Below are 21046 nucleotides of genomic sequence, written 5' to 3'. Positions count from 1 at the left end.
CGTCAAGCCAAAAGTACTAACTATTGGTAAGCCGAAACTTCACTGGATGACGGAATCAGTATAAGCAAAAGTCGCGAACGTATCAAATATAACGTTCGCGACTTTTTTATCCAAGTAATTTAACAGTTACTGCAGGTCTTCATCGGTTCCCTCAACCCGTTCACTTTGGGCGGTTTGGGGGAGAACTAGGTTTAATACGATTCCGAGGATGGTAGCAACCGCAAGGCCAGAGAACTGGTAGGTTCCCAGTTGGAGGTAGGCATTACCGATGCCGATAACTAAGACGCTAGAAGCGATCATGAGGTTGCGTTTGAGATCTAAATTAACGCGGCTTTCAATGAGCACCCGTAGTCCGTTGGCGGCAATGACCCCGAAAAGCAGGAAGGAGATTCCACCGATGACGGGGGTGGGGATGCTTTCGATGAGGGCACTTAACTTTCCCACGAAGGCGAAGAGAATGGCAAAGATGGCGGCACCCACTAGGACGTAGACGCTGTGAACCTTAGTGATGGCCATTACCCCGATGTTTTCACCGTAACTAGTGACGGGCGGGCCTCCAACCAGAGCGGCTGCGATGGAAGCTGCCCCATCCCCAGCTAAGGTCCGGTGGAGTCCAGGATCCTTGAAGAAGTTCCGGTGGGTCAGCCCATTTAAGACCAGAATATGGCCGATGTGTTCGGTCATGGTGACAAAGGCAATCGGAGCGAGCATTAACACCGCTCCCCAGTAAAACTTAGGCTGGTAGGTAACGAAAGGAATTTGAAAGTCCGGCAGGGAAAACCATGCGGCATGGAGTACCGGAGTAAAGTTGACGAGGCCGAAGAAGATGGCAATGATATAACCGCAAACAATCCCCAATAAAATTGGAATTAGGGCCCAAAAACCCTTGAGGTACATGTTAAAACCGATGGTTAAAAGGAGGGTTAGCATGGCGACAATGAAGTACCGGAGGTCATAGTTTCCCGCAGCGTTCAGGGTGGCGTCTTTGGCTGCGGTTCCGGCTAACGATAACCCAATCACCATGACGATGGGGCCCACCACAATTGGTGGTAATAGGTAATCAATCCAACTATCCCCAATGAGGGCGACTAGAATGGCAACAATTAAGTAGACGAGTCCAACTGCCAGAGTTCCCTGTGCAATCCCCGGGTACCCCGTTGTTTTCATCAGGGCCACCATGGGGACGATGAAGGAAAAACTGGATCCCATGTATGCGGGAATTTTTCCCTTCGTAATTAAAATGTGCAACAGGGTTCCTACACCGGAACTAAAGAGGGCAATCCCGGGATTTAACCCCACTAGAATGGGAACGAGGACCGTTGAGCCGAACATGGCGAAGAGGTGCTGAAGGGAGAGACCGACCCAGGCTAAGAACTTTGGGCGGTCATGAATGTCGTAGACCGCATCCGGATTGTGGTAGTCATCTTGAGATTTCATACTGTCACCTTTCTTTTTGACAAATGGGATGGAATAAAAAAACGACCCCTTGCCCGTAAAGGTAAGAGGTCGAAGTTAATGTCCAATCGTAGTCAAAACTAGCCGGTGTGTATGACGGCTGCATTATCATCGTACCTTGTTAGCCTCACGGGACTAAGTTAAAGGTCATATTTAGTTAAGCTCATTTTAAGTGGAAACGGTCGGGGTGTCAATGACTAAAATTCAACGTGGTACGAAATTTCATCGGTCCGGCTTTCACCAGCTGGCAGAACCACATCCCCAAAGCCCTCGTGGCGGGTGGCATCCGGTAGAGTTTGGGCTTCCAAGGCCACCCCTTCGTAAGGTTGGCCCTGACCATTAGACCGAATAAAATTCATTTTCTCCCGGGTGAAGGAGTTGGCGGTAAAGACAACTAACCCATTTCGGCTTGAGCCAACCGTCACTTTTCGGTGGCTTTGTGGATCACTTAACGTTGCAATTGCTTCGCCGGAATTGGTCTCGTTAATCTTCCAAATATCATCGAAGCCTTTTTCGTCGGTCTCGGCTAAGTCATCAATGACGTCGCCCAACCGTTTTTCACTTCTTAAATCGAACGGAGTTGCGCTTACGTCAATTAAGTCGCCGGTTGGGACCTTTTGAGCGTTAAAAGCTAAGTGCGAATCCGCATCTAACCTAAGAAGATGATCGTGAATGGTTGCCGCATGCCCCAAGTTAAAGTAGGTGTGTTGGGTCGGATTGAAAACGGTGGTTTGGTTTAAAGCCGTTCCCGTGTAATAAAGGTGGATGGTATTTGCTTCATCCAGGGTATACGTAATGGAGACGTCTAAGTCGCCCGGGTAACCGTCAACGGATGACTTCTGAACGTGGGTGAACGTAATGGCGGGTTGGCCATCATAGTCCGTAACGCTGCCCTCCCATACTACCGAGTTAAAACCGTTGGGACCGCCGTGAAGGGTGGTCGATCCCTCGTTGGTTGACAGAGGGTAACGCTGGCCATTGAGAAGCAACTCACCGTTGCCGATTCGTCCAGCGGTCCGGCCAATGGCCATATTAACGTAGAAGGGATTAGCCAGGTAATCCGCACTATTTGGGTAGTTTAAAACTAAGTTATCCGTTCCACCGTCCGGGGTCGGAACCAAAATCTCGTAGAGGGTGGCCCCAAGGTTAATGGCAGAAACGGTTAACCCATGTTGGTTTGTGAGTGAGTAACGATGAATGGATGCACCATTATAGGTATCAAAAGGTTCGACGTGTGCCGAAATAAGATTAGTTGTCATAGTGAACTCCTTTTTACATTTGAAATCGGTTTCAATAATTAGTTTAAAATATTTATCTGGATAAATCAATTAAAACCAAAAAATCAGAGCTTAATATAAATTCTATATTTAATCACGTTGGAAGCAATTACATTTAAATAAAAAAATCAAAAAAATTATACGACCCGTAAAACAAGTGGGGATAAGGATTTTAAGGGGCTTTATAAAACTATATTTATACGTACAAATTAAAAATAGTTTGATTTATTCGAATTAATAAGTTAAGATAAATTCCGTTAACAGATGTGAAAGCGCTTCATGATAAAAGACGCACAATTGAGGAGGTTGCAGAATGGCTAACGATAAAAAGATTTCAAGTCGTTTTATCTATTTCTTTGGTTCATTCGGTGGGATTCTATTTGGTTACGATATTGGTGTTATGACGGGAGCCCTCCCGTTCTTACAAACTGATTGGAACTTATCCGGTTCTGCGGGGCTGGTTGGGTGGATTACGTCAGGCGTTATGTTTGGTGCCATCTTTGGGGGTGCCATTGCGGGTTCACTGGGGGATCGGTACGGTCGCCGGAAAATGATTTTGATTTCAGCCCTTATTTTTGCACTTGGTTCATTATTATCAGCAATTGTTCCTAACAACGGCTCATACTTTTTAATTGCTGCCCGGATCTTCCTTGGGTTAGCCGTCGGAGCGGCTTCAGCGTTAGTTCCGGCATATATGTCTGAAATGGCTCCCGCTGATAAGCGGGGGATGTTATCCGGATTAAACCAGACGATGATTGTGTCTGGGATGTTAATTTCCTACATTATGGACTTTATTTTAAAAGATTTACCGGGAGCCTGGGCTTGGCGGGTCATGCTAGCCTTTGCCGCAGTTCCAGCTTTGATCCTCTACTTTGGGGTTCTGAAATTGCCTGAATCACCCCGTTATTTAGCCCAGAATGGTCAACTTGATGCCGCACGGCACGTGCTCTCCATGATTCGGCCGGCTAACGAAGTGAACGCTGAATTAAAGACGATTCAAGAGGTAACCAGTGAAGAAGAGACAGCCACCGAGAATACCTCGTGGGGGTCGCTGTTTAGCGGTAAATACCGGTACCTCGTAATTGCGGGGATTGGGGTTGCTGCGTTCCAACAGTTCCAAGGCGCCAACGCCATTTTCTACTACATTCCATTGATCGTTGAAAAAGCCACCGGTCAAGCAGCAAGTTCAGCACTGCTTTGGCCCATTGTCCAAGGTGTCATCTTAGTCCTTGGTTCGTTAGTTTTCTTGGCCATTGCCGATAAAATTAACCGTCGGACCCTCTTAACAATGGGGGGCACGGTTATGGCCCTGTCTTTCTTGCTTCCATCCATTATGAAGTGGATGATGCCGAACATGAACCCGATTTGGATCGTGGTCTTTCTATCCATCTACGTTGCCTTTTACTCCTTTACGTGGGCGCCCCTGACTTGGGTAATCGTGGGTGAAGTCTTCCCGTTAAATATTCGGGGGAAGGCAAGTGGATTGGCTTCATCCCTTAACTGGATTGGGTCATGGGCGGTTGGTCTATTATTCCCAATCATGACGGCAGTGATGTCACAGGAAGCCGTATTCGCCATCTTTGGTGGAATTTGTTTACTTGGGGTCCTCTTCATACGATTCTGCGTCCCAGAAACCCGGGGCCGGTCACTTGAAGAAATTGAAGACCAAGGCACCAATCGGAACGCCAAGAAGGAACCAACCATTAACTAGGCTAGTCAAGTTAGCCAATAATAAACGGAGGAAACGGTAATGAATTTAATTGAAACCTCGAACGCCATTAAGAGCGGGAACGTCTCCCTTGGAATTGAATTGGGGTCGACCCGGATTAAGGCAGTCTTAATTACGGATGACTTTAAGACGATCGCCTCGGGCAGTTACCTCTGGGAAAATAAGTTTGAAAACGGGGTTTGGACCTACCCGATTGATCAAGTTTGGGAGGGAATCCAGGCTAGTTACGCTCAAGTAGCGGCAGAAGTTCAAAGTACGTATCATGAACCCCTGCAAAAGATTAGTTCAATTGGGGTGAGTGCGATGATGCACGGGTACCTAGCCTTTAATAAGAACGATGAGCTGCTCGTGCCATTTCGGACTTGGCGCAATAATATGACGGAACAGGCGGCGGACGACCTAACGAAGCTGTTTGATTTTAACATTCCGCAACGCTATACCATCGCTCACCTCTATCAGGCCATCTTGAACGATGAACCGCACGTTAAGGAACTCGACTTTGTCACGACCTTAGCAGGGTACGTTCACTGGCAGCTTTCCGGACAAAAAGTTCTCGGTGTTGGGGATGCATCCGGGGTCTTCCCGATTGATCCTAAGACGGGGTCGTATTCTGAACAACGGATGACTGAGTTTAGCGATCTGCCAAAGGTGAAGGCCTATTCTTGGAAGATCGAGGATGTCTTACCTAGTGTTCAAACGGCCGGCACGGTGGCCGGTACGTTGACGGCTGAAGGGGCTAAGCTGCTAGATCCCGCTGGGAACCTTCAGGTGGGAAGCGTTATGGCTCCACCTGAAGGGGATGCCGGAACGGGTATGGTTGGTACCAATAGTGTTCGGAAACGGACCGGAAATATTTCGGTGGGGACCTCCGCTTTTTCGATGGTGGTTTTAGATCAACCGTTAAAGTCGGTTCACCGGGATATTGACATTGTGACCACTCCCGATGGTTCACCCGTTGCAATGGTTCACATTAATAATTGTTCATCGGATATTAACGCTTGGGTGAGCCTTTTTAAACAGTTTGCGGACCGGTTAGGATTGGATATTAGTCCGGACAAACTGTATGGCACGCTATTTTTAGAGGCGACGCGGTCGACGCCTGATGCCGGTGGACTAGTAAACTACAGCTACCTTTCCGGGGAGAATATTACCCGGATTGAAAAGGGCCGCCCGTTATTTGTTCGGACCCCTAACAGTAACTTCAATTTGCCCAACTTTATGCTCACCCAACTCTACGCCGCCTTCGCGCCGCTTCAAATTGGAATGACCATCTTAACTGATGAAGAACATATTCAAACCGATGTGATGGTCGCTCAGGGAGGATTATTTAAAACCCCTGTGGTGGGACAACAAGTCTTGGCCAATGCGTTAGATACGCCAATTACCATCATGAATAATGCTGGGGAAGGTGGTCCGTGGGGGATGGCTGTCTTAGCCGTTTACGCTAAGGTTGGCAATCAAACCGAGAGTTTGGAAGACTTCCTTGATAAAGAGGTCTTCGCCGATCCCGATAGCATGACCCTTAGCCCTGAACCAGCGGGAGTTGCGGGTTACCAGCAGTTTATCAACCGCTATCAAGCGGCCCTGCCTGTTGAGGCGGAAGCGGGTAAGACACTGGCAGATGAAGAAAGGGGTTAATTGAATGTTAGAAGATTTAAAACAGGAAGTTTATGAAGCCAACATGCAGCTGCCCAAGCTGGATTTGGTGACCTTTACTTGGGGCAATGTCTCAGGAATCGATCGTGAAAAAGGGTTGTTTGTTATTAAGCCCTCTGGCGTGGCCTACGAGGACATGCAGCCATCCGATATGGTGGTGGTGAACCTGAAGGGGGAGGTCGTGGAAGGCGACATGAATCCGTCATCCGATACGCCAACTCATACCTACCTCTATAACCACTTCAAAACGATTGGCGGAATTACCCACACCCATTCTCCGTGGGCGGTATCCTTTGCGGCGGCTAAGTTAGACATCCCGGCCGTTAGCACCACCCACGCCGATACGTTCTTTGGTGACGTCCCATGTGCCCCTGCACTAACGGATGAACAGATCAAGGAAGGCTATGAATTGAACACGGGCAAGGTGATTGTTGATGAGTTTGACAAACGGCACCTCGATCCCGATGCCGTTCCAGCCGTCTTAGTGAGCCAGCACGGGCCGTTTTCTTGGGGACCCACCCCAGACAAGTCCGTCTACAACGCTAAGGTGCTTGAAGTGTCCGCTGAGATTGCCTACCACGGACTGCAAATGACCCGGGACGAAATCCACGTGCCCCAATATTTGTTAGATAAGCATTACTACCGTAAGCACGGTAAAAACGCCTACTACGGCCAAGATAATGCGAAGTCGAAGGATCATGCAGCACACGAATAACTTTGTGTTTAACCCTTAAAAAAACTGAACTCAAAAAGGAGCGTTTATTATGTTATCTGTACCTGATTATGAATTTTGGTTTGTGACTGGAAGTCAATTTCTTTACGGTGATGACCAACTAAAAGAAGTTTCTAACGATGCTGAAGACATGGTCAATAAGCTGAATGCCAGCGGAAAGATGCCCTATAAAATTGTCTACAAGGGAGTTATGACTACGGCCGAAGGAATCACCCAGTTCATGAAGGACGCTAACTACAACGAAAAGGTTGCCGGCGTGATGACCTGGATGCACACCTTCTCACCAGCTAAGAACTGGATTCGTGGGACTAAGCTGCTGCAAAAACCACTGCTTCACTTGGCAACACAATACTTGAACAATATTCCCTACGACACCATTGATTTTGATTACATGAACTTAAACCAAAGCGCCCACGGTGACCGGGAATACGGCTACATTAACGCTCGCTTAGGCCTCAATAACAAGGTGGTTTACGGTTTCTGGGGGGATGACGATACCCAGACTGAAATTGCGAAGTGGGAAGACGTTGCTGTAGCTTACAACGAAAGCTACAAGATCAAGGTGGTTCGGTTCGGTGATACCATGAGAAACGTAGCGGTGACTGAAGGGGACAAGGTTGAAGCCCAAATTGACCTCGGCTGGACCGTTGATTACTGGCCAGTTGGTGACTTAGTGGATGTAATTAATAACGTTTCGGATGCTGACATTGACGCTCAATACCAGGAGCTAGAAGCAAAGTACGATATGGTTGAGGGTGATAACGACCACGATGCCTACGTGAAGGCCGTTCGTTACCAGCTTCGGGAATACATTGCCCTGAAGAAGTTCATGGATGATAAGGGCTACACCGCCTTCACCACTAACTTTGAGGACCTGCACGGAATGGATCAATTACCTGGGTTAGCCGCTCAACTCTTAATGCGCGATGGCTACGGGTTTGGGGCTGAAGGGGACTGGAAGACCGCTGCTTTGGGTCGATTGATGAAGATCATGGCCCACAACGAAAAGACTGCCTTTATGGAAGATTACACGCTAGACCTACGGAAGGGCCACGAAGCCATCCTGGGTTCTCACATGCTTGAAGTTGATCCATCAATCGCCAGCGATAAACCACGGGTTGAAGTTCATCCGTTGGATATTGGCGGCAAGGCCGACCCAGCCCGACTAGTCTTTACTGGATCTGAAGGCGAAGCCATTGATGTGACCGTGTCCGACTTCCGCGACGGCTTTAAGTTCATTAGCTACCCCGTGGACGCCCACAAACCAGAAGCTGAAACGCCAAACCTGCCCGTTGCTAAACAACTATGGACGCCTAAAGTTGGTTTGAAGGCTGGGGCAACCGCATGGATTCACGCCGGTGGTGGTCACCACACCGTCTTCTCATTTGCCTTAACCGAAGAACAAATTAATGATTTAGCGACAATGCTTGGTATTGAATCGATTGATATTGAATAATTGTTTAAAAGGTTAGGACGTCAAACGTTTTGACCACGTTAAATAGGACAGTGACCGGGTTCGATGATGTTTTAATCGGATTGGGGCATTGCCCTATTTAACTGTGTTCCGTTTTGATATTCTCGCCTTTTTTGCGTTAAGAAATCGGATAAGAATGCCTGCTAGGCCTAACTGTGCTAAGATATGACGTGAGAAACCGAGAACTGTTCGGAGCAAAGCAGGTAGAAAACATGACAACAAAGTACGAAACAATTAAAAAGGGATTAAAGGAGGATATTCTTGCTGGTAAGTACTCCATTAACCAAAAGCTGCCCACGGAGACGGAATTAATGAACCAGTACAAGGTCAGCCGGTACACCGTTCGTCGGGCGGTCGGCGACCTTGAAAACGAACACTTCATTTACCGGATTCAGGGTGGCGGCATGTTCGTGGATGACTGGGAACACCAGGAAGCGGCCCAGTCAACGGACAATAAAATGGTAGGGATTTTATCCACCCACGTTGCAAACTATATTTTTCCGAATATTATTAGTGGGGCGGACCGGGTCCTGTCCGATAATGGTTATATGATGACCCTAAGCAACACCCATAACGATCCGGAACGAGAACGCAGGTCGTTGTTAGCCCTGTTGGATAACCGGGTTTCCGGCTTGATCGTAGAACCCACCCAGAGTGCCCTGGCATCGAACAACCTTGACCTTTACCATAAGATCTATGAAATAGGGTTGCCGACCGTTTTTATCAACGCCATTTACCCCCAGTTAGAGGGGATGTTTCCCACGGTCACGGTGGATGATGCGTTAGGGGTTGCAAAACTAACGAATTACCTCATTGATAACGGCCACGAACGGATTCTGGGGGTCTTTCAGGTGGATGATTTACAGGGGGTTCACCGGATGGAGGGGTTCCTAAACACCTATCGGCAGCACCCGCAGATTTCATTAAACGCCGAAGCGATAATGTACCAGTCTTCCGATGATCTCAGTCAGGTTTTGAATAAAATTGAAACCCGGTTGGGGTCGGATCAGAAGCCCACGGCCATTATTTGCTATAACGATCAATTAGCCCTGCAAGTCATTGATTTGATTCGGTCACTTGATTTATCGGTGCCAAAGGATGTTTCAGTGGCGGGATTTGATAATTATCAGCTGGGTCAGTACATGGACCCCCGGCTCACTACCCTGATGCACGAAAAAGAAAAGATGGGGCATGATGCGGCCGACCTGTTAATGAAGGAAATCAAGCACGAAAAAGTGGCCTCCATCCAGTATGATCCGCAGCTTATCGTGCGAGGTTCAACCCGGAAAGTCTGATTAGTTGCTAATTTACCTCAGGAACCCGATAATTGACTGAAGAGTTTTGAACGAAAGGTCGGGACGAGGATGAAAGTGATGGCGACGTTAGGTAAGTTGGCGGTGCTCGTAGTGAGTGGCGCCGCGTTGTATCACTATGTTGGCGATTTATCGGTACCAACGACGCACGTTGCAAAGGTAACCCCCGCTAAGGGTGTCACTTACTCTAATACCCCCACGCTATTTATTCCGGGGTGGGGTGGCAACGCTTTTGCGTATAATAAAATGATTGGTAATTATCAACAGCAGCATTACGGTGAAAAGGTGTTAACGATTAAGGTCGGCTGGAGCGGCAAACTGAATTTCTCGGGAGATTGGGATCACCGTCCGGTTAACCCCATGATTCAGGTCCTGTTTATGCATAATTTAACCCTTGATTACTCCCAGCAGACGGAGTGGGTACGGCATATTCTGGAAGTTTTAAAGAGTCGCTACGGGGTCCAAACGTATAACATCGTGGCACATTCCTGGGGTGGGAGTGCGGCAGTCAATGCCCTCATCCTGCACGGGGATGCGAAAGCCCAACCCCGGTTGAATAAAATGGTGCTACTGGGCGCACCTGTGAATGAAGCCCTAGGGGAAAAGGATTCCATTGTCGGCCGGTTCCTACCCAGCAAGCGGGATGAAGCCTATAATGCTTTGGTTGCGGCAAAGGGGTCGCTAACTTCAAATCGAAACGCGCAGATTTATAATTTTTACGGCTCGATTAACCACCGGCAGTCAGACGGTCAAACGGCGTTTTCTCAGGCCCAGTCCCTGAGGGCTTTGGTTGCCCACACGGGAATTGGGTACCATGAAAAACAGATTAACGGCGTATCCCATTACCAATTGCATTCTTCCCCTAAGATGTGGGCGCTCATCGCTAAAACCTTATGGATGTCGGACTAGGGGGCAACCTACAAAACAAGCAGTTAATAAAAGAGGGAGACCCGAATTCGGGTCTCCCTCTTTTCATTTAGATTTAAGTTTTGGCAGACTCAATCTAGATTAGTGAATGGTTCCGTTGGCGAGTAATTCATCGATGAGTTTTAGTTCCCCATCATGGTTATTATCCGCCAGGGTCACCTGATTCGCAATTTCCTTGGTAGCCAAGGTACCATTTTGCATGGCCACCCCTAGACCGACCGATGCTAACATCTCCAGGTCATTGCCGTTATCCCCGAAAGCCATCATTTGATCGGGTATCAGATGCCAGTAGGCGGCCAACTGCTGAAGTCCGGTGGCCTTGTTGATCCCTTTGCTAACAATATCCATACTACCAAACCCACTTGGCATGGCGTGAATTTGGTTGGGAAATTGGGCGTTCAATTGGGTGGCTAGGTTAGCAACGTCAATTCCCGCCCATTCAGCGTTCACCTTGTAGAAGGAATCCGTCACCGAGCTTAAGTGGTCCACGGGGACAATGTTATTAAAGTAGTACTGTTCCGTTGTCCGGTCCACGGGCCGACTCGTTTTTTCAATGTAGGTCCCGTGGTACCCGGATAATCGAATGGTTGTGGGGGTAAATGCGGGATCGTTCCGCAAGGTTTCAACGACCTGATGAACCACGGTCCGGGGCAGGGGTTTAGCGAATATTGTTTGTTGGTTAACCATGACTTGGGCGCCGTTTTCAGCAATAAAGGCATCAACGGGTTCCCCCTCAAAGACCTTGAGCAGGTGCCCCATATGATTGCCACTGGCAATTACAAAGTGGTCGCCCCTTTTGTGAAGCTCATCGAGGACGGCCCGGAAGTGATTCTGGTTGTAGTGGTGCCGACTATCCATGAGGGTACCGTCAACGTCAGTTGCAATAAGTTGAATGGACATTTTTTCTCTCCTCTATCTGTCAATGCCCTTATGGTAGGGGAGTTAGCAAGAAAACACAAGCTATCAATTTATAAATGTGAAAAGAACGCTTGCTGTTAGAAACGTCTGGGCAAAAGTTAACGTTCCTTTTTCCTGGTGAGCACCCATCCCTCTGCTAAACCAACAAGGGTGATCAAGCTTAAGATTCCGAGGTACAACCGCTTTGAGGTAGCAGGACCAATGTAGTTTTTCCATATGGAGAACCGTAAGTAGGTTTCTTTAAACCCGTTCAACGGTTTAGGCTGTAACGGATATCGAGCTAGACCAACGCAAACGTCGAGGGGGCGTTTGGTCCGGTTCGTAATGGTTAATTGGTAGTGGCCTGCGGGTTGCGGGGTATCCAAATGGATTTTTTGGCCGGGAGCGTTTAGTCGCCATAGAGGTTTCCCCTGAGCATTTTTGAGGGTTACCCGCATTTTTTTTGAATTTGCGTTGCTATTACCCAATTTCACGAGGTTATAACGCACCGGTGCGTAGAACTGCTGGGTAATGGAATGGCCCGGTTTTAACTTGGTATAGTGGTGGCGGTAATACTGGCCCACGCTCTGGCTGACTACGAGACGCTGGTGCAAAATGGGTGTGGTAAAGGCCGGTCGATCCCAGACGTAACAGATTCCTGCGATGATGACGCAGCCAATTAGGGCAGCGGGTCGACTCCACTTAGGTAGGTGGGCGAGGCTGATAACGGGTTGAGGGCTTGTAAGACCCAGCGTCCCGCTTAATAACCAGATGGCCAGCAGGGGCAGGGTGTAACGCTCTTCCGTTTCCCAAATCACGATGTGGAAGAAACTGAGCCCAAAAAGAAAGAGGATAGCAATCATCACTATGGGCGAACTTACTTGGCGGCGCTTTAAAACGGCCCACCCAAAGAGAAGGGTGGCCATTAACAGCCCAACGTAGAGAACCTGGGTCCACTGACCGAGGTTCCATTCGATACTATCCTTGTGGGATAGATACCAGGACGGGGACTTATAGAAGGGCCCGTACAGCCTAAAAATATCAAAATCACCGGTGGCTAAGAAAAGGCGCGTTTTCCGGTAGAGGTGCTTAATAATGCCCTTGGGTCCCATTTTATGGATTCGGGACTTAAACTCCTTGGTTTCCACCGCCGTCTTTTTTGCCTTGGAGTGGTACTGGCCCATATACTTCGTGTCAAGGTCCGAATAATTTCCAAACATGTCGGGATTCCAACTCATATCAATCCAGTGGACGATGGGCATCACCTGGCTATCTTTGACTTCATAGTGGTTAGCCGATTTAATGACGCCGTCTCCGGCAAACCCAATGAGGGTAATCGCCGCTAGGGTTAAGACGACCCGGGTTTTAATCCGCCAGTTCGCGTGATTATGCCACTTTGTGAGGCATAGACCCAGAATAACGGCTACCAGTAAAATTAAGAAGTTCATTTTAACTAACGTGGCAAAGGTGATGACGACTCCAAGTAGGATGGTCCAACCAAGGCGTGCCCACCATGTTTTGGCCGTTGTCAGTTTCATCACAATAGCTAAACTTATCAGGGTGACCGGAAAGACCACCATGTCCGTGTAGATGTAGAGGGCGTAATAGTATAGGGGTGCCGATACCGTACAGAGGATAATAAAAATGACGCTGCCCGCCAAGCCCCTTAGTTTATTGACAATCCAAGCACTGCACGCCAATCCAACGTCCAACCATAAAAACTGTGCTAGGTAGATTGAGGCACCGTAGATGGGTAGCCCCACCGCACTGGTAAATCGGTTCCACCAGCTAAGTAAAATGGCAAAGTTAACGTTGTTGCTGTACATATAAAAATAAGAAATCCATTTTGTTTGACCGTGAAGCATATTTAAGGCTTGTTCGCGAACGTAATAGAGGTCGGCCCGTTCACTAACTTCGAAGTGGGTGGCAACCCAAATTTGACAAGCTAGCATGACGACGGAAACAATCCCTAAGATGACCCAGAGCTGTTTTTTGGTACGTTGGCTAAGCCACCACCAGACCCCCCGAATGAGAAGGATTAAGACGACGCCCCCAAATAACAGGGTTAATGGTGATAACCACTGTCTAATGGTCAAAAAGTTGATGGGTTTAAAAAGTGCTAATAATAAAATGCCCCCGGTAAAGCCGAGACCTAACCAAGCCAAACAGGTAACCAGTGCACGATTGACCTTTTCCATAATCCATACTTCCCCCAAATGTAAACTTAATATAATAAGTATAAATTGAATTTAGAAGGGGGACAAATGTGACGACTTGGTAAAAAAATGTAAGCGGAACCGGTAATGTTGAGGTGACTAAAAGTATCCCCATAAAAAAAGCTCCCGAAAATTACCGTTTGGTAGTTTTCGGGAGCCAGTTTAGTTGTTGTTCATTAGGTGGAGCTAAATTCATTTTTTTCGGGTAAGTCGCCATCCTAAGGCTAACCCGACGAGTGTGAATAACCCCAGTAAAAGGGTATATAGTTGCCGAGACACGGCAGTTCGTTTCATACTTTCCCAAGCTGAGAAACGTAAATAGGTTGTTTTAAAACCATTTAGCGGATGAGTAATCAGCGGGAATTTACCAATCCCAACGCTCACAAGGAGTGGTTTTTTTGACCGATTAGTTAACGTCAATTGGTAACTTCCGGCTGGCAGCGACTTTTTAAAGTGAATTTTTTGTCCCTGACCATTTCGCTGATAGAGGCGCTTATGGGCACCATTATAAACGGTGAATCGCATCTGCTTAGCACTCTCATCATTATTTCCCAACTTAATAACGTTAAAGGCTAACGGGACCTTAAACCGCTGGGTAATTGAATGACCGGGTTTGAGGGTGATGTCATAAGATTTATAGTAGTTACCCACGGTTTGACTGAGAACCCCGCGTTGGTACGGTAACTGGGTAGTAAAAACGGGTCGATCCCAGTCGTAGCACATGGCACTAATTAAGAGACAACCGATTAAAATTCCCGGGCGAAGCCAGCTGGGCTGTTCCAGATGGTCAGACAATGTAACCGGTCGAGTTAGTCCCATGGTTCCGCTGACAAGCCAAACGGCAAGGAGTGGTAAAGCGTAACGTTCTTCCGTTTCCCAAATGAAGATGTGGAAGATTCCCATCCCGATGAGAAATAAGACAGCCACGATTGCAATGGGGTGATTAACTTGGTGGCGCTTTAAGGCAGTAAGGCCAAATAGCAATGTGGCAAAGAGCATCACGAGATAGAGCACTTGACACCATTGAGCTAGTACCCAGTTAAGGGTGCCTTGCCGTGAGAGGTACCAAGTCGGCGCCTTTTGAAAGGGTCCGTAAAGTCTGAAAATATCAAAATCGCCGGTAGCTAAGAATAAACGAGTTTTTCGGTAAAGGTGTTTAATCACACCCTTTGATCCCATTTTATGAATTCGAGTTTTGAGTTGATTAGATTCAATGGCAACCTTCTGCTCTTTAGAGGGATAACGGGTTAAAAAGGCGGTATCCGCACGACTATAATTTCCGAATTGTTCAGGATTCCAACTCATATCAATCCAGTGAATGAGGGGCATAACTTGGTGTTCATCAAGTTGGTAGTGGTTGGCCGTTTTAATTGCACCATCAGCCCTGAATCCGATCCCCATGATTGCGACGAGGACAACAATTACTAACGTTTTCATTTGCCAGTTTGCGTGACTAGGCCATACCGTTAATGCCAATCCAATGATGATTGCAATTAATAGGATTAGAAAATTCATTTTAACAAGGGTAGCAAAGGTCACGATGAGCCCAAGTAAAATGGTCCAAAATAACCGAGGCTGCCATCGCTTAGCTGAGGTTAACTTCATTATAATGGCCAAGCTAATTAAAGTGGTTGGAAAAACAACTGTATCCGTGTAAATGTAAAGGGCGTAGTAATAAAGTGGAACCGAAACGAGGCATAAAAGCAGGAAGATAATGCTGCCAGCTAAGCCCCGGACTCGTTTTAGCATCCACGCTGCGCAGGCAAGCCCAACGTCTAACCAAAGAAACTGTGCTACATAAATCGAAGTCCCATAAATGGGCAGCCCAATCCAATGAGCTAGCCGGTTCCACCAACTGAGGAAGATTGCGGCGTTAACATTGTTACTGTATACGTAGAAGTAAGAGAGCCATTTGGTGTGGCCCTGAAATAAATTAATGGCTTGCTCCCGAACGTAATAGAGATCGGCCCGTTCGCTGACTTCAAAGTGGGTCGCAACCCAAAGCTGGCAAAGTAAAAGGAGTCCGGTGACGATGATCATGTTGATGCGAAGCTGCTTTGGCGACAAATGATTTAACCCTAACCATATGCCCCGGAGTAAGATAAATAAAATCACACTACAAAATAGTAGGGTGAGGGGGGATACCCACTGATGAATTGCCAAAAAATTAATTGGTTTAAACAGAGCAAGTATTCCAGCTATTCCCACCAAAATAAGACCGATTCCAAATAAAGCGGTCACTAAAAAAATACGACTAATTCTCCCCATTATGTCTCCCCTAGTACTAAAATAATAATTCTTTCTCAGTATAAGATAAAAATCTAAGCTCGACAATATTATTAATGAACTCTTTAAATGTAAGCGGAACCGTTTGTTTCTAAACTTTTTGTAAAAGAAGTTGACAAGGGTGGTGGATATCTGTAAGATGAGAGCCAATCATAACGGGTGACGAATGTTTGACCTTTTGATTAATCGATGGAGAAAAAAGTGATTAAATTGGGGTTTTAGGGTTTAACCTTTATGAATTATGGTGTACAATAATAGTTGTTGTTAGCAGAGAATTAAAATAGTGCTAATGACGAGTTGATCGCATAACGTTCCAAATTGGAGGGTTTAATAGATGATTAAAATGTTTTATCACACAAAGACAACGGCCGTTACTAAGGCAATGAAATGGTTAAAGAGTCATGGCGCCGCATTTGAAGGCCAAGACATTAAAAAGCAGCCTTTAGATCGTGAAACGATCCTGCACATGTTATCCCTTACGGAAGAGGGAACTGATGACTTGATCTCTAAACGTTCCAAAGCTTATAAGAATTTACCTGAATCAATCGATAACATGGGGTTGAACGAATTGGTCGACCTGTTGCAAACTAATCCGAATATCTTGAAGAATCCGATTATCGTAGATGACCACAAGCTCGCTACTGGGTTTGACCTTGAAACGATTCGTGAATTTGTTCCCGCCGAGTACCGGAAAAAGGAATTGGCCGGATTCTTCAAAATCTTGAATGGATCATCTAAGGAAGCTAACGCAATGTAATTAATCAGTGGCTGGAACACAAGACGTTTAGGCCATATTAAATAGGGGACGGTATCCAGATTCGATTGTAATCGAATTTGGGTACCGTCCCTTTAGTTATGGTCTGGCTTTAATCGGGTTCCATTTCTCGGTTTCCTATGGTTAATCAAGCTGCAGGAGTTGTGGCATCTAAGCGGAATTAGTCACCCATTGTTCAAAACACTTTCTTTTCTAATTGAAAATTTGACATAAAAAAACCTTAGCAGGATTGCTAAGGTTTTTTGGTTACTGCAAGTTTGCTGGACGAGAAGCCCCAACTAGGTTCCACCATGAAGCATGAATGTTTTCGGTGATAACCCCACGGTTCTGGGCATCGATCATTTTGTTGCTACCAACGTAGATCCCCGTATGAGAGATGTTACCTGCGTTAGAACCAAAGAAGACAAGGTCACCCTTCTTCAAGTTGTTGGTGCTAACGTGAGAGTAAGAATTGTATTGACTTTGAGCAGTCCGAGGAAGCTGCTTATTAATTGCCTGCTTGTAAACGTACTGGGTTAAACCAGAACAGTCAAATGAGTTTGCGCCTGCAGCTCCCCATGCATATGGTTTTCCAAGTTGAGCCTTAGCTTTATTGTAGACGGCTGCGTAGGAAGCGGCCTTAGCTACTGGCTTTGGTTTTGGTGTTAAGTAGCCGTGCCAGATCCAACCAGAAACATCGCCATGACCATTTGTGACATAGTAGTAAAGGGAGGTCGTGTTCGTATTGTGCTTAACGATGTAGGCCTTTTTAGTAACGATCCAAGTTGTGTGCGGGTAGTTCTTTAAGTTATGGGTCCGGCCACTAAAAGTAAAGTTGGTGTTACCTGACATGTTAAAGTTGTAGGTTGCTCCGCTGGCGCTTTTCCGAAGGTACTGAGTTTTATTAACGCTTGACGTACTTGTAATTCGGTCGTAAGCAACCGCTGGCTTTGGCTTAACCTTTAAGTAGCCGTGCCAGATCCAGCCGGAAACATCGCCGTGACCATTTGTAACATAGTAGTAAAGGGAAGTGGTATTTGTATTACCCTTAACGATGTAGGCTTTTTTAGTAACGACCCAAGTCGTGTTAGGGTAGTTCTTTAAATTATGGGTCCGACCACTAAACTTAAAGTTCGTATTGCTTGTCATATTAAAGTTATAAGTTGCGCCACTAGCACTTTTCCGGATGTAAGCAACTTTGTTAACACTCGAAGTACTTGTGATGCGGTTAGTATTGGTAGCGGCGTGGGCCTGGCTACCTAAGAAAGGTGTGAGGACTAGCGCAGTTGCAACAGCTAATCCAACTTTCAAACTGGTTTTCATATGTAATAGTCCTCTTTTCTCTATTTCTTAATATATTCATAATAACCTATTTAAATTACGGAAAAGAATCAGGGACTTTACATCATTATTACCCTTATGTTACAAAGCGCAAAAAAACAGCCGCTCGAGTTTTATTTGTTCGAGCGGCTGGCCACGGTTTTCAGTTCCCTGAAGTGGTGATTTAAATTTGAATTATTTCAACCAACTGTTGATGATTGACGAGTTAAGGGTAAGGTCCATATCAACGTCACCGTCAATTCCATTAACGGAGCCGGAATCATTATATTGCCATAGGTCTACCTGAGTGGTTGGGTGAATCGAATAGTTGGCAATCCAGTTACCATTAAAATCGCTAAAATCAATTTTGTTATCCCGGGCAAAGTTATCACCTGAGTAGTAAACAATTGGCTTATTCGTTAATTTTCGCATTTGTTTAGCCCAGGCTTTAACGAAATCACGTTCGTTGCCATCTGAAGTTGCCCGGGATTCATTATCCAGAACTAAGAACTTAGCGTTTTTATCTGAATTTTTATAGAAACTTTTGGCTTCGGTTTTAGCATCTTCAACGCTGGTAAATTCAGAATATTCGTATTGACCAAACGGTAAGTTATTGGCTTTGGCGCCCGTCGCATTTTGTGATGATTTTGTATCAAAATGGTAGTCGTCATCACCTGGATTTCCGGCTTGAACCCGGGTGATCACAAAGTCAAGGTCCTTTGCAGCCTTACTCCAGTCAATATCCCCCTGAAACTCCGATACGTCCGCAGACTTTTTGTAGGTGGCAGCTGAAGCAGATTGTGAGGTGGCGGAAAAACCAACGGCAGTCATGGATAACGCAGCAGCGATGCCTACGAATGTTTTACGGATTGATAAAGTCATATAGATAAAGTCCCCCTAGACAGTGTCATTTGTTTGATTTACGTTATAAATAGAAAGTCAATGTTTTGTATATTAACAGGGCCGTGTGTCAGCAAACTAACAGCCACATTACGGGTTGGTCACAATTAGTCTAACCAACTTGCGACTGTCTTGTTGTTAACGGCAGTGTCCATGTCGACATCCCCATCGATTCCCTTAACGGAACCGCTTTGGGAATACTGCCAAAGATCAGTCTTTTCAGGCTTGGATGAGTAGTTGGCAATCCATGATCCGCTAAATTGCGACGTGTCAATGTTGTTTTCCTTAGCAAAGTTCTCGCTTGAGTAGTAAACGAGCGGTTTGTTGGTTAACTTCTTCATTTGTTTAACCCAGGCTTTAACGTAGTCCGATTCACTTCCATCGGATGTGGCCCGGGTTTCGTTATCCAGAACTAAAAACTTAGCGCTTTTATCAGAGTGTTGATAGAAACTTTTAGCTTCATTTTGAGCGTCTTTAACGCTGGTAAACTGAGAGTATTCATATTGACCGAAACTTAAGTGGTTCGATTTGGCTCCCTGAGCGTTGGTTTTGGCCTTTGTATCGTAGTGGTAGCCGTCATCGCCTGGGTTACCCGCTTGGACCCGTGTAATAACGGCGTCTAAGTGTTTGGAAGCTTCCTTCCAGTTAATGTCTCCTTGGAATTCTGACACATCCGCAATGCGTTTCGTTGCGACATCAGCCTTTGCACTTGCAGCAACGTTCGTTTGAGGTGCTTTAGTTTGCGAGACAAGACTAACACTGGTTAAGGTAAAGGCAGCGGCAACGGTCGTTAATGTTGTACGGATTGATAATGTCATAAAAATAAAACTCCTCCTCGAAATAACTGATTTACTCTGTGAATCACAACGAGGGATAGTATGCCACCAGAACATCACAGATAAATAACGCGTGAATTACAGAAGCGTATCAATTCAGCTGGAATCTGTCACGTGTCTGTAAATGAGAGTGAAAGCGACTGGTAAGTTTGAAGTTTCAGCAAGCGACCAAAGTCGAATTTGATTTTAAGGTCATCAAAAATCCCGATCCCAAACGGTTTTAAACGTCTGGAATCGGGATTTTTAGTTGAGTTAGTGTTTGGCTTGCCAGACTTTAATGGCAAGTTGAGCCCGGGCTTTATCGGTGGCGGTCACCGGATTATAACCTCTCAGGCCCCGTTTAACATCGAAGTAATTGTAAATGTTCTTGTTGCCGCTTTGGTAATACATGAGATCTAATTTATTAGGGGAGTGGTTGAGGCCAATAATATGACCCATTTCATGGGCTAATGTTGACGCATACTCGTACATGACTCCCTGGGTTGCCACGGATTGATTAATATTTTTGACCGCCTTTTTGGCGTTCTTTTGTTCCGTACCTTGATGCTTGACGGCGTATGAGTAAAATTCCTGACTGTATTTGGGATCCGTCGTTGCAATCCCTCGGTTGGCCAAGTAGTTGGTGGTTTTAACGGCGACCTGATTTTGGTAGTAGCTGTTCACGTAGCTGGTCATTCCGGATTGAACGTCTTTGTGGCTTTTACTATAGTAGGAAAGTTGAACTTTTAGTGACTTGAGGGAGGGCGTCCACCAGGCATCTGAGTTCCCGTTTTTTTGGTTAGTGGCCGTAAAGGTTACCGTATGGTGGGATTTGGTACCGATATTGAATTCCTTTTTACCCAACCGGCTGTTCCAATAGTTAGCGGCTACCTTGAGACTAGATTTTAGCGTCTTGCTCGATGTTTTAGCGTAGATCCAAACCCGACCCTTTTTATCAAAGCCCCTTTGAGCGCCGTAGGCTAACTTGTACTTTGAAGCCAGTCCCTTAGCGTTGGCCCGGGTCTTTTTAGCGCTTGCCTTTAAGACGGCCTGAGTGGGTTTGACGGATTTAGATTTAGCCGCTGCCGTTGAAACCGGCAGGATAACTGAAACTAAAAGCATGGTTGTCGCTGATAAGGTAAACCAGCGATTGTTGTTATGAGCCATAACGATAACCTCCCTTGATTGCTACCTTTATTATAGGCTCCAGTTTTTTAATTTTGCAAGGTGGAAGAGGAACTGTTTGACGGACTTCTATGGATAGGAAGAAAATTATTGGTTGACGACAGTGAAA

The 21046-nt window shown here is 46.2% G+C and carries 16 protein-coding genes; 7 read left to right on the top strand and 9 right to left on the bottom strand.

The features are described from left to right. Window positions 1-126: 126 nt before the first annotated feature. Both DCM90_RS04330 and DCM90_RS04325 read right to left on the bottom strand, forming a co-directional pair. Window positions 127-1437 carry a uracil-xanthine permease family protein gene (locus tag DCM90_RS04330; protein ID WP_109250114.1) on the bottom strand — a complete coding sequence of 437 codons (1311 nt, stop codon included), beginning with the start codon at window positions 1435-1437 and terminating at the stop codon, window positions 127-129. Between the two features lie 215 nt (window positions 1438-1652). Further along, window positions 1653-2714 carry an aldose epimerase family protein gene (locus DCM90_RS04325; protein ID WP_109250113.1) on the bottom strand — a complete coding sequence of 354 codons (1062 nt, stop codon included), beginning with the start codon at window positions 2712-2714 and terminating at the stop codon, window positions 1653-1655. A 331-nt stretch (window positions 2715-3045) separates the two neighbouring features. Here DCM90_RS04325 and DCM90_RS04320 point away from each other — a divergent pair, with 331 nt between their 5' ends. The 6 genes from DCM90_RS04320 (at window position 3046) to DCM90_RS04295 (ending at window position 10546) form a co-directional block, all read left to right on the top strand. Beyond that, window positions 3046-4443, top strand: coding sequence for a sugar porter family MFS transporter (locus DCM90_RS04320; protein ID WP_109250112.1), 1398 nt, complete (start codon window positions 3046-3048; stop codon window positions 4441-4443). A gap of 39 nt (window positions 4444-4482) precedes the next feature. Continuing rightward, window positions 4483-6099, top strand: a complete 1617-nt coding sequence (locus DCM90_RS04315) for a xylulokinase (protein WP_109250111.1) — start codon at window positions 4483-4485, stop codon at window positions 6097-6099. A 4-nt stretch (window positions 6100-6103) separates the two neighbouring features. Continuing rightward, window positions 6104-6832: an L-ribulose-5-phosphate 4-epimerase gene (locus DCM90_RS04310; RefSeq protein ID WP_109250110.1), complete on the top strand. Its 729-nt coding sequence runs from the start codon at window positions 6104-6106 to the stop codon at window positions 6830-6832. A gap of 49 nt (window positions 6833-6881) precedes the next feature. After that, window positions 6882-8306 carry an L-arabinose isomerase gene (araA, locus tag DCM90_RS04305; protein ID WP_109250109.1) on the top strand — a complete coding sequence of 475 codons (1425 nt, stop codon included), beginning with the start codon at window positions 6882-6884 and terminating at the stop codon, window positions 8304-8306. A gap of 230 nt (window positions 8307-8536) precedes the next feature. Next, window positions 8537-9619, top strand: a complete 1083-nt coding sequence (locus tag DCM90_RS04300; protein WP_109250108.1) for a GntR family transcriptional regulator — start codon at window positions 8537-8539, stop codon at window positions 9617-9619. Window positions 9620-9697: 78 nt separating this feature from the next. Continuing rightward, a complete protein-coding gene (locus tag DCM90_RS04295) occupies window positions 9698-10546 on the top strand; it encodes an alpha/beta fold hydrolase (RefSeq protein ID WP_165815204.1) in 849 nt (282 codons plus the stop codon). Between the two features lie 99 nt (window positions 10547-10645). Here the strand turns inward: DCM90_RS04295 and DCM90_RS04290 are convergent, their stop codons facing one another. The 3 genes from DCM90_RS04290 to DCM90_RS04280 all read right to left on the bottom strand — a co-directional run bounded on the left by DCM90_RS04290 (window position 10646) and on the right by DCM90_RS04280 (window position 15945). Further along, on the bottom strand, window positions 10646-11464 hold the full coding sequence (locus DCM90_RS04290; protein ID WP_109250106.1) for a Cof-type HAD-IIB family hydrolase: 819 nt from the start codon (window positions 11462-11464) through the stop codon (window positions 10646-10648). A gap of 116 nt (window positions 11465-11580) precedes the next feature. After that, window positions 11581-13659 (bottom strand): glycosyltransferase-like membrane protein, encoded by a 2079-nt coding sequence (locus tag DCM90_RS04285; protein WP_109250105.1) that lies wholly within the window; start codon window positions 13657-13659, stop codon window positions 11581-11583. Between the two features lie 210 nt (window positions 13660-13869). Beyond that, a complete protein-coding gene (locus tag DCM90_RS04280; RefSeq protein WP_109250104.1) occupies window positions 13870-15945 on the bottom strand; it encodes a glycosyltransferase-like membrane protein in 2076 nt (691 codons plus the stop codon). A gap of 352 nt (window positions 15946-16297) precedes the next feature. Here DCM90_RS04280 and DCM90_RS04275 point away from each other — a divergent pair, with 352 nt between their 5' ends. After that, window positions 16298-16720 (top strand): Spx/MgsR family RNA polymerase-binding regulatory protein, encoded by a 423-nt coding sequence (locus DCM90_RS04275; RefSeq protein WP_109250103.1) that lies wholly within the window; start codon window positions 16298-16300, stop codon window positions 16718-16720. A 264-nt stretch (window positions 16721-16984) separates the two neighbouring features. Here the strand turns inward: DCM90_RS04275 and DCM90_RS10085 are convergent, their stop codons facing one another. The 4 genes from DCM90_RS10085 to DCM90_RS04255 all read right to left on the bottom strand — a co-directional run bounded on the left by DCM90_RS10085 (window position 16985) and on the right by DCM90_RS04255 (window position 20919). Continuing rightward, window positions 16985-18040 (bottom strand): C40 family peptidase, encoded by a 1056-nt coding sequence (locus tag DCM90_RS10085; protein ID WP_225365965.1) that lies wholly within the window; start codon window positions 18038-18040, stop codon window positions 16985-16987. Between the two features lie 192 nt (window positions 18041-18232). Continuing rightward, complete coding sequence (locus tag DCM90_RS04265; RefSeq protein WP_109250102.1) at window positions 18233-18919, bottom strand: GH25 family lysozyme; 687 nt, start codon at window positions 18917-18919, stop codon at window positions 18233-18235. A 125-nt stretch (window positions 18920-19044) separates the two neighbouring features. Continuing rightward, window positions 19045-19755 (bottom strand): GH25 family lysozyme, encoded by a 711-nt coding sequence (locus tag DCM90_RS04260; protein WP_165815203.1) that lies wholly within the window; start codon window positions 19753-19755, stop codon window positions 19045-19047. A gap of 270 nt (window positions 19756-20025) precedes the next feature. Beyond that, a complete protein-coding gene (locus DCM90_RS04255) occupies window positions 20026-20919 on the bottom strand; it encodes a matrixin family metalloprotease (RefSeq protein WP_109250100.1) in 894 nt (297 codons plus the stop codon). Window positions 20920-21046 lie beyond the last annotated feature (127 nt).

Origin of the sequence: Levilactobacillus bambusae (genome assembly GCF_003124125.1) — a bacterium.
GTDB lineage: Bacteria > Bacillota > Bacilli > Lactobacillales > Lactobacillaceae > Levilactobacillus > Levilactobacillus bambusae.
This window is presented reverse-complemented; position numbering and strand designations above follow the sequence as displayed.

Coding starts and splice junctions, on each gene's coding strand:
- DCM90_RS04330 (WP_109250114.1), bottom strand. CDS start 1,437: ATGAAATCTCAAGATGACTACCACAATCCGGATGCGGTCTACGACATT.
- DCM90_RS04325 (WP_109250113.1), bottom strand. CDS start 2,714: ATGACAACTAATCTTATTTCGGCACACGTCGAACCTTTTGATACCTAT.
- DCM90_RS04320 (WP_109250112.1), top strand. CDS start 3,046: ATGGCTAACGATAAAAAGATTTCAAGTCGTTTTATCTATTTCTTTGGT.
- DCM90_RS04315 (WP_109250111.1), top strand. CDS start 4,483: ATGAATTTAATTGAAACCTCGAACGCCATTAAGAGCGGGAACGTCTCC.
- DCM90_RS04310 (WP_109250110.1), top strand. CDS start 6,104: ATGTTAGAAGATTTAAAACAGGAAGTTTATGAAGCCAACATGCAGCTG.
- araA (WP_109250109.1), top strand. CDS start 6,882: ATGTTATCTGTACCTGATTATGAATTTTGGTTTGTGACTGGAAGTCAA.
- DCM90_RS04300 (WP_109250108.1), top strand. CDS start 8,537: ATGACAACAAAGTACGAAACAATTAAAAAGGGATTAAAGGAGGATATT.
- DCM90_RS04295 (WP_165815204.1), top strand. CDS start 9,698: ATGGCGACGTTAGGTAAGTTGGCGGTGCTCGTAGTGAGTGGCGCCGCG.
- DCM90_RS04290 (WP_109250106.1), bottom strand. CDS start 11,464: ATGTCCATTCAACTTATTGCAACTGACGTTGACGGTACCCTCATGGAT.
- DCM90_RS04285 (WP_109250105.1), bottom strand. CDS start 13,659: ATGGAAAAGGTCAATCGTGCACTGGTTACCTGTTTGGCTTGGTTAGGT.
- DCM90_RS04280 (WP_109250104.1), bottom strand. CDS start 15,945: ATGGGGAGAATTAGTCGTATTTTTTTAGTGACCGCTTTATTTGGAATC.
- DCM90_RS04275 (WP_109250103.1), top strand. CDS start 16,298: ATGATTAAAATGTTTTATCACACAAAGACAACGGCCGTTACTAAGGCA.
- DCM90_RS10085 (WP_225365965.1), bottom strand. CDS start 18,040: ATGAAAACCAGTTTGAAAGTTGGATTAGCTGTTGCAACTGCGCTAGTC.
- DCM90_RS04265 (WP_109250102.1), bottom strand. CDS start 18,919: ATGACTTTATCAATCCGTAAAACATTCGTAGGCATCGCTGCTGCGTTA.
- DCM90_RS04260 (WP_165815203.1), bottom strand. CDS start 19,755: ATGACATTATCAATCCGTACAACATTAACGACCGTTGCCGCTGCCTTT.
- DCM90_RS04255 (WP_109250100.1), bottom strand. CDS start 20,919: ATGGCTCATAACAACAATCGCTGGTTTACCTTATCAGCGACAACCATG.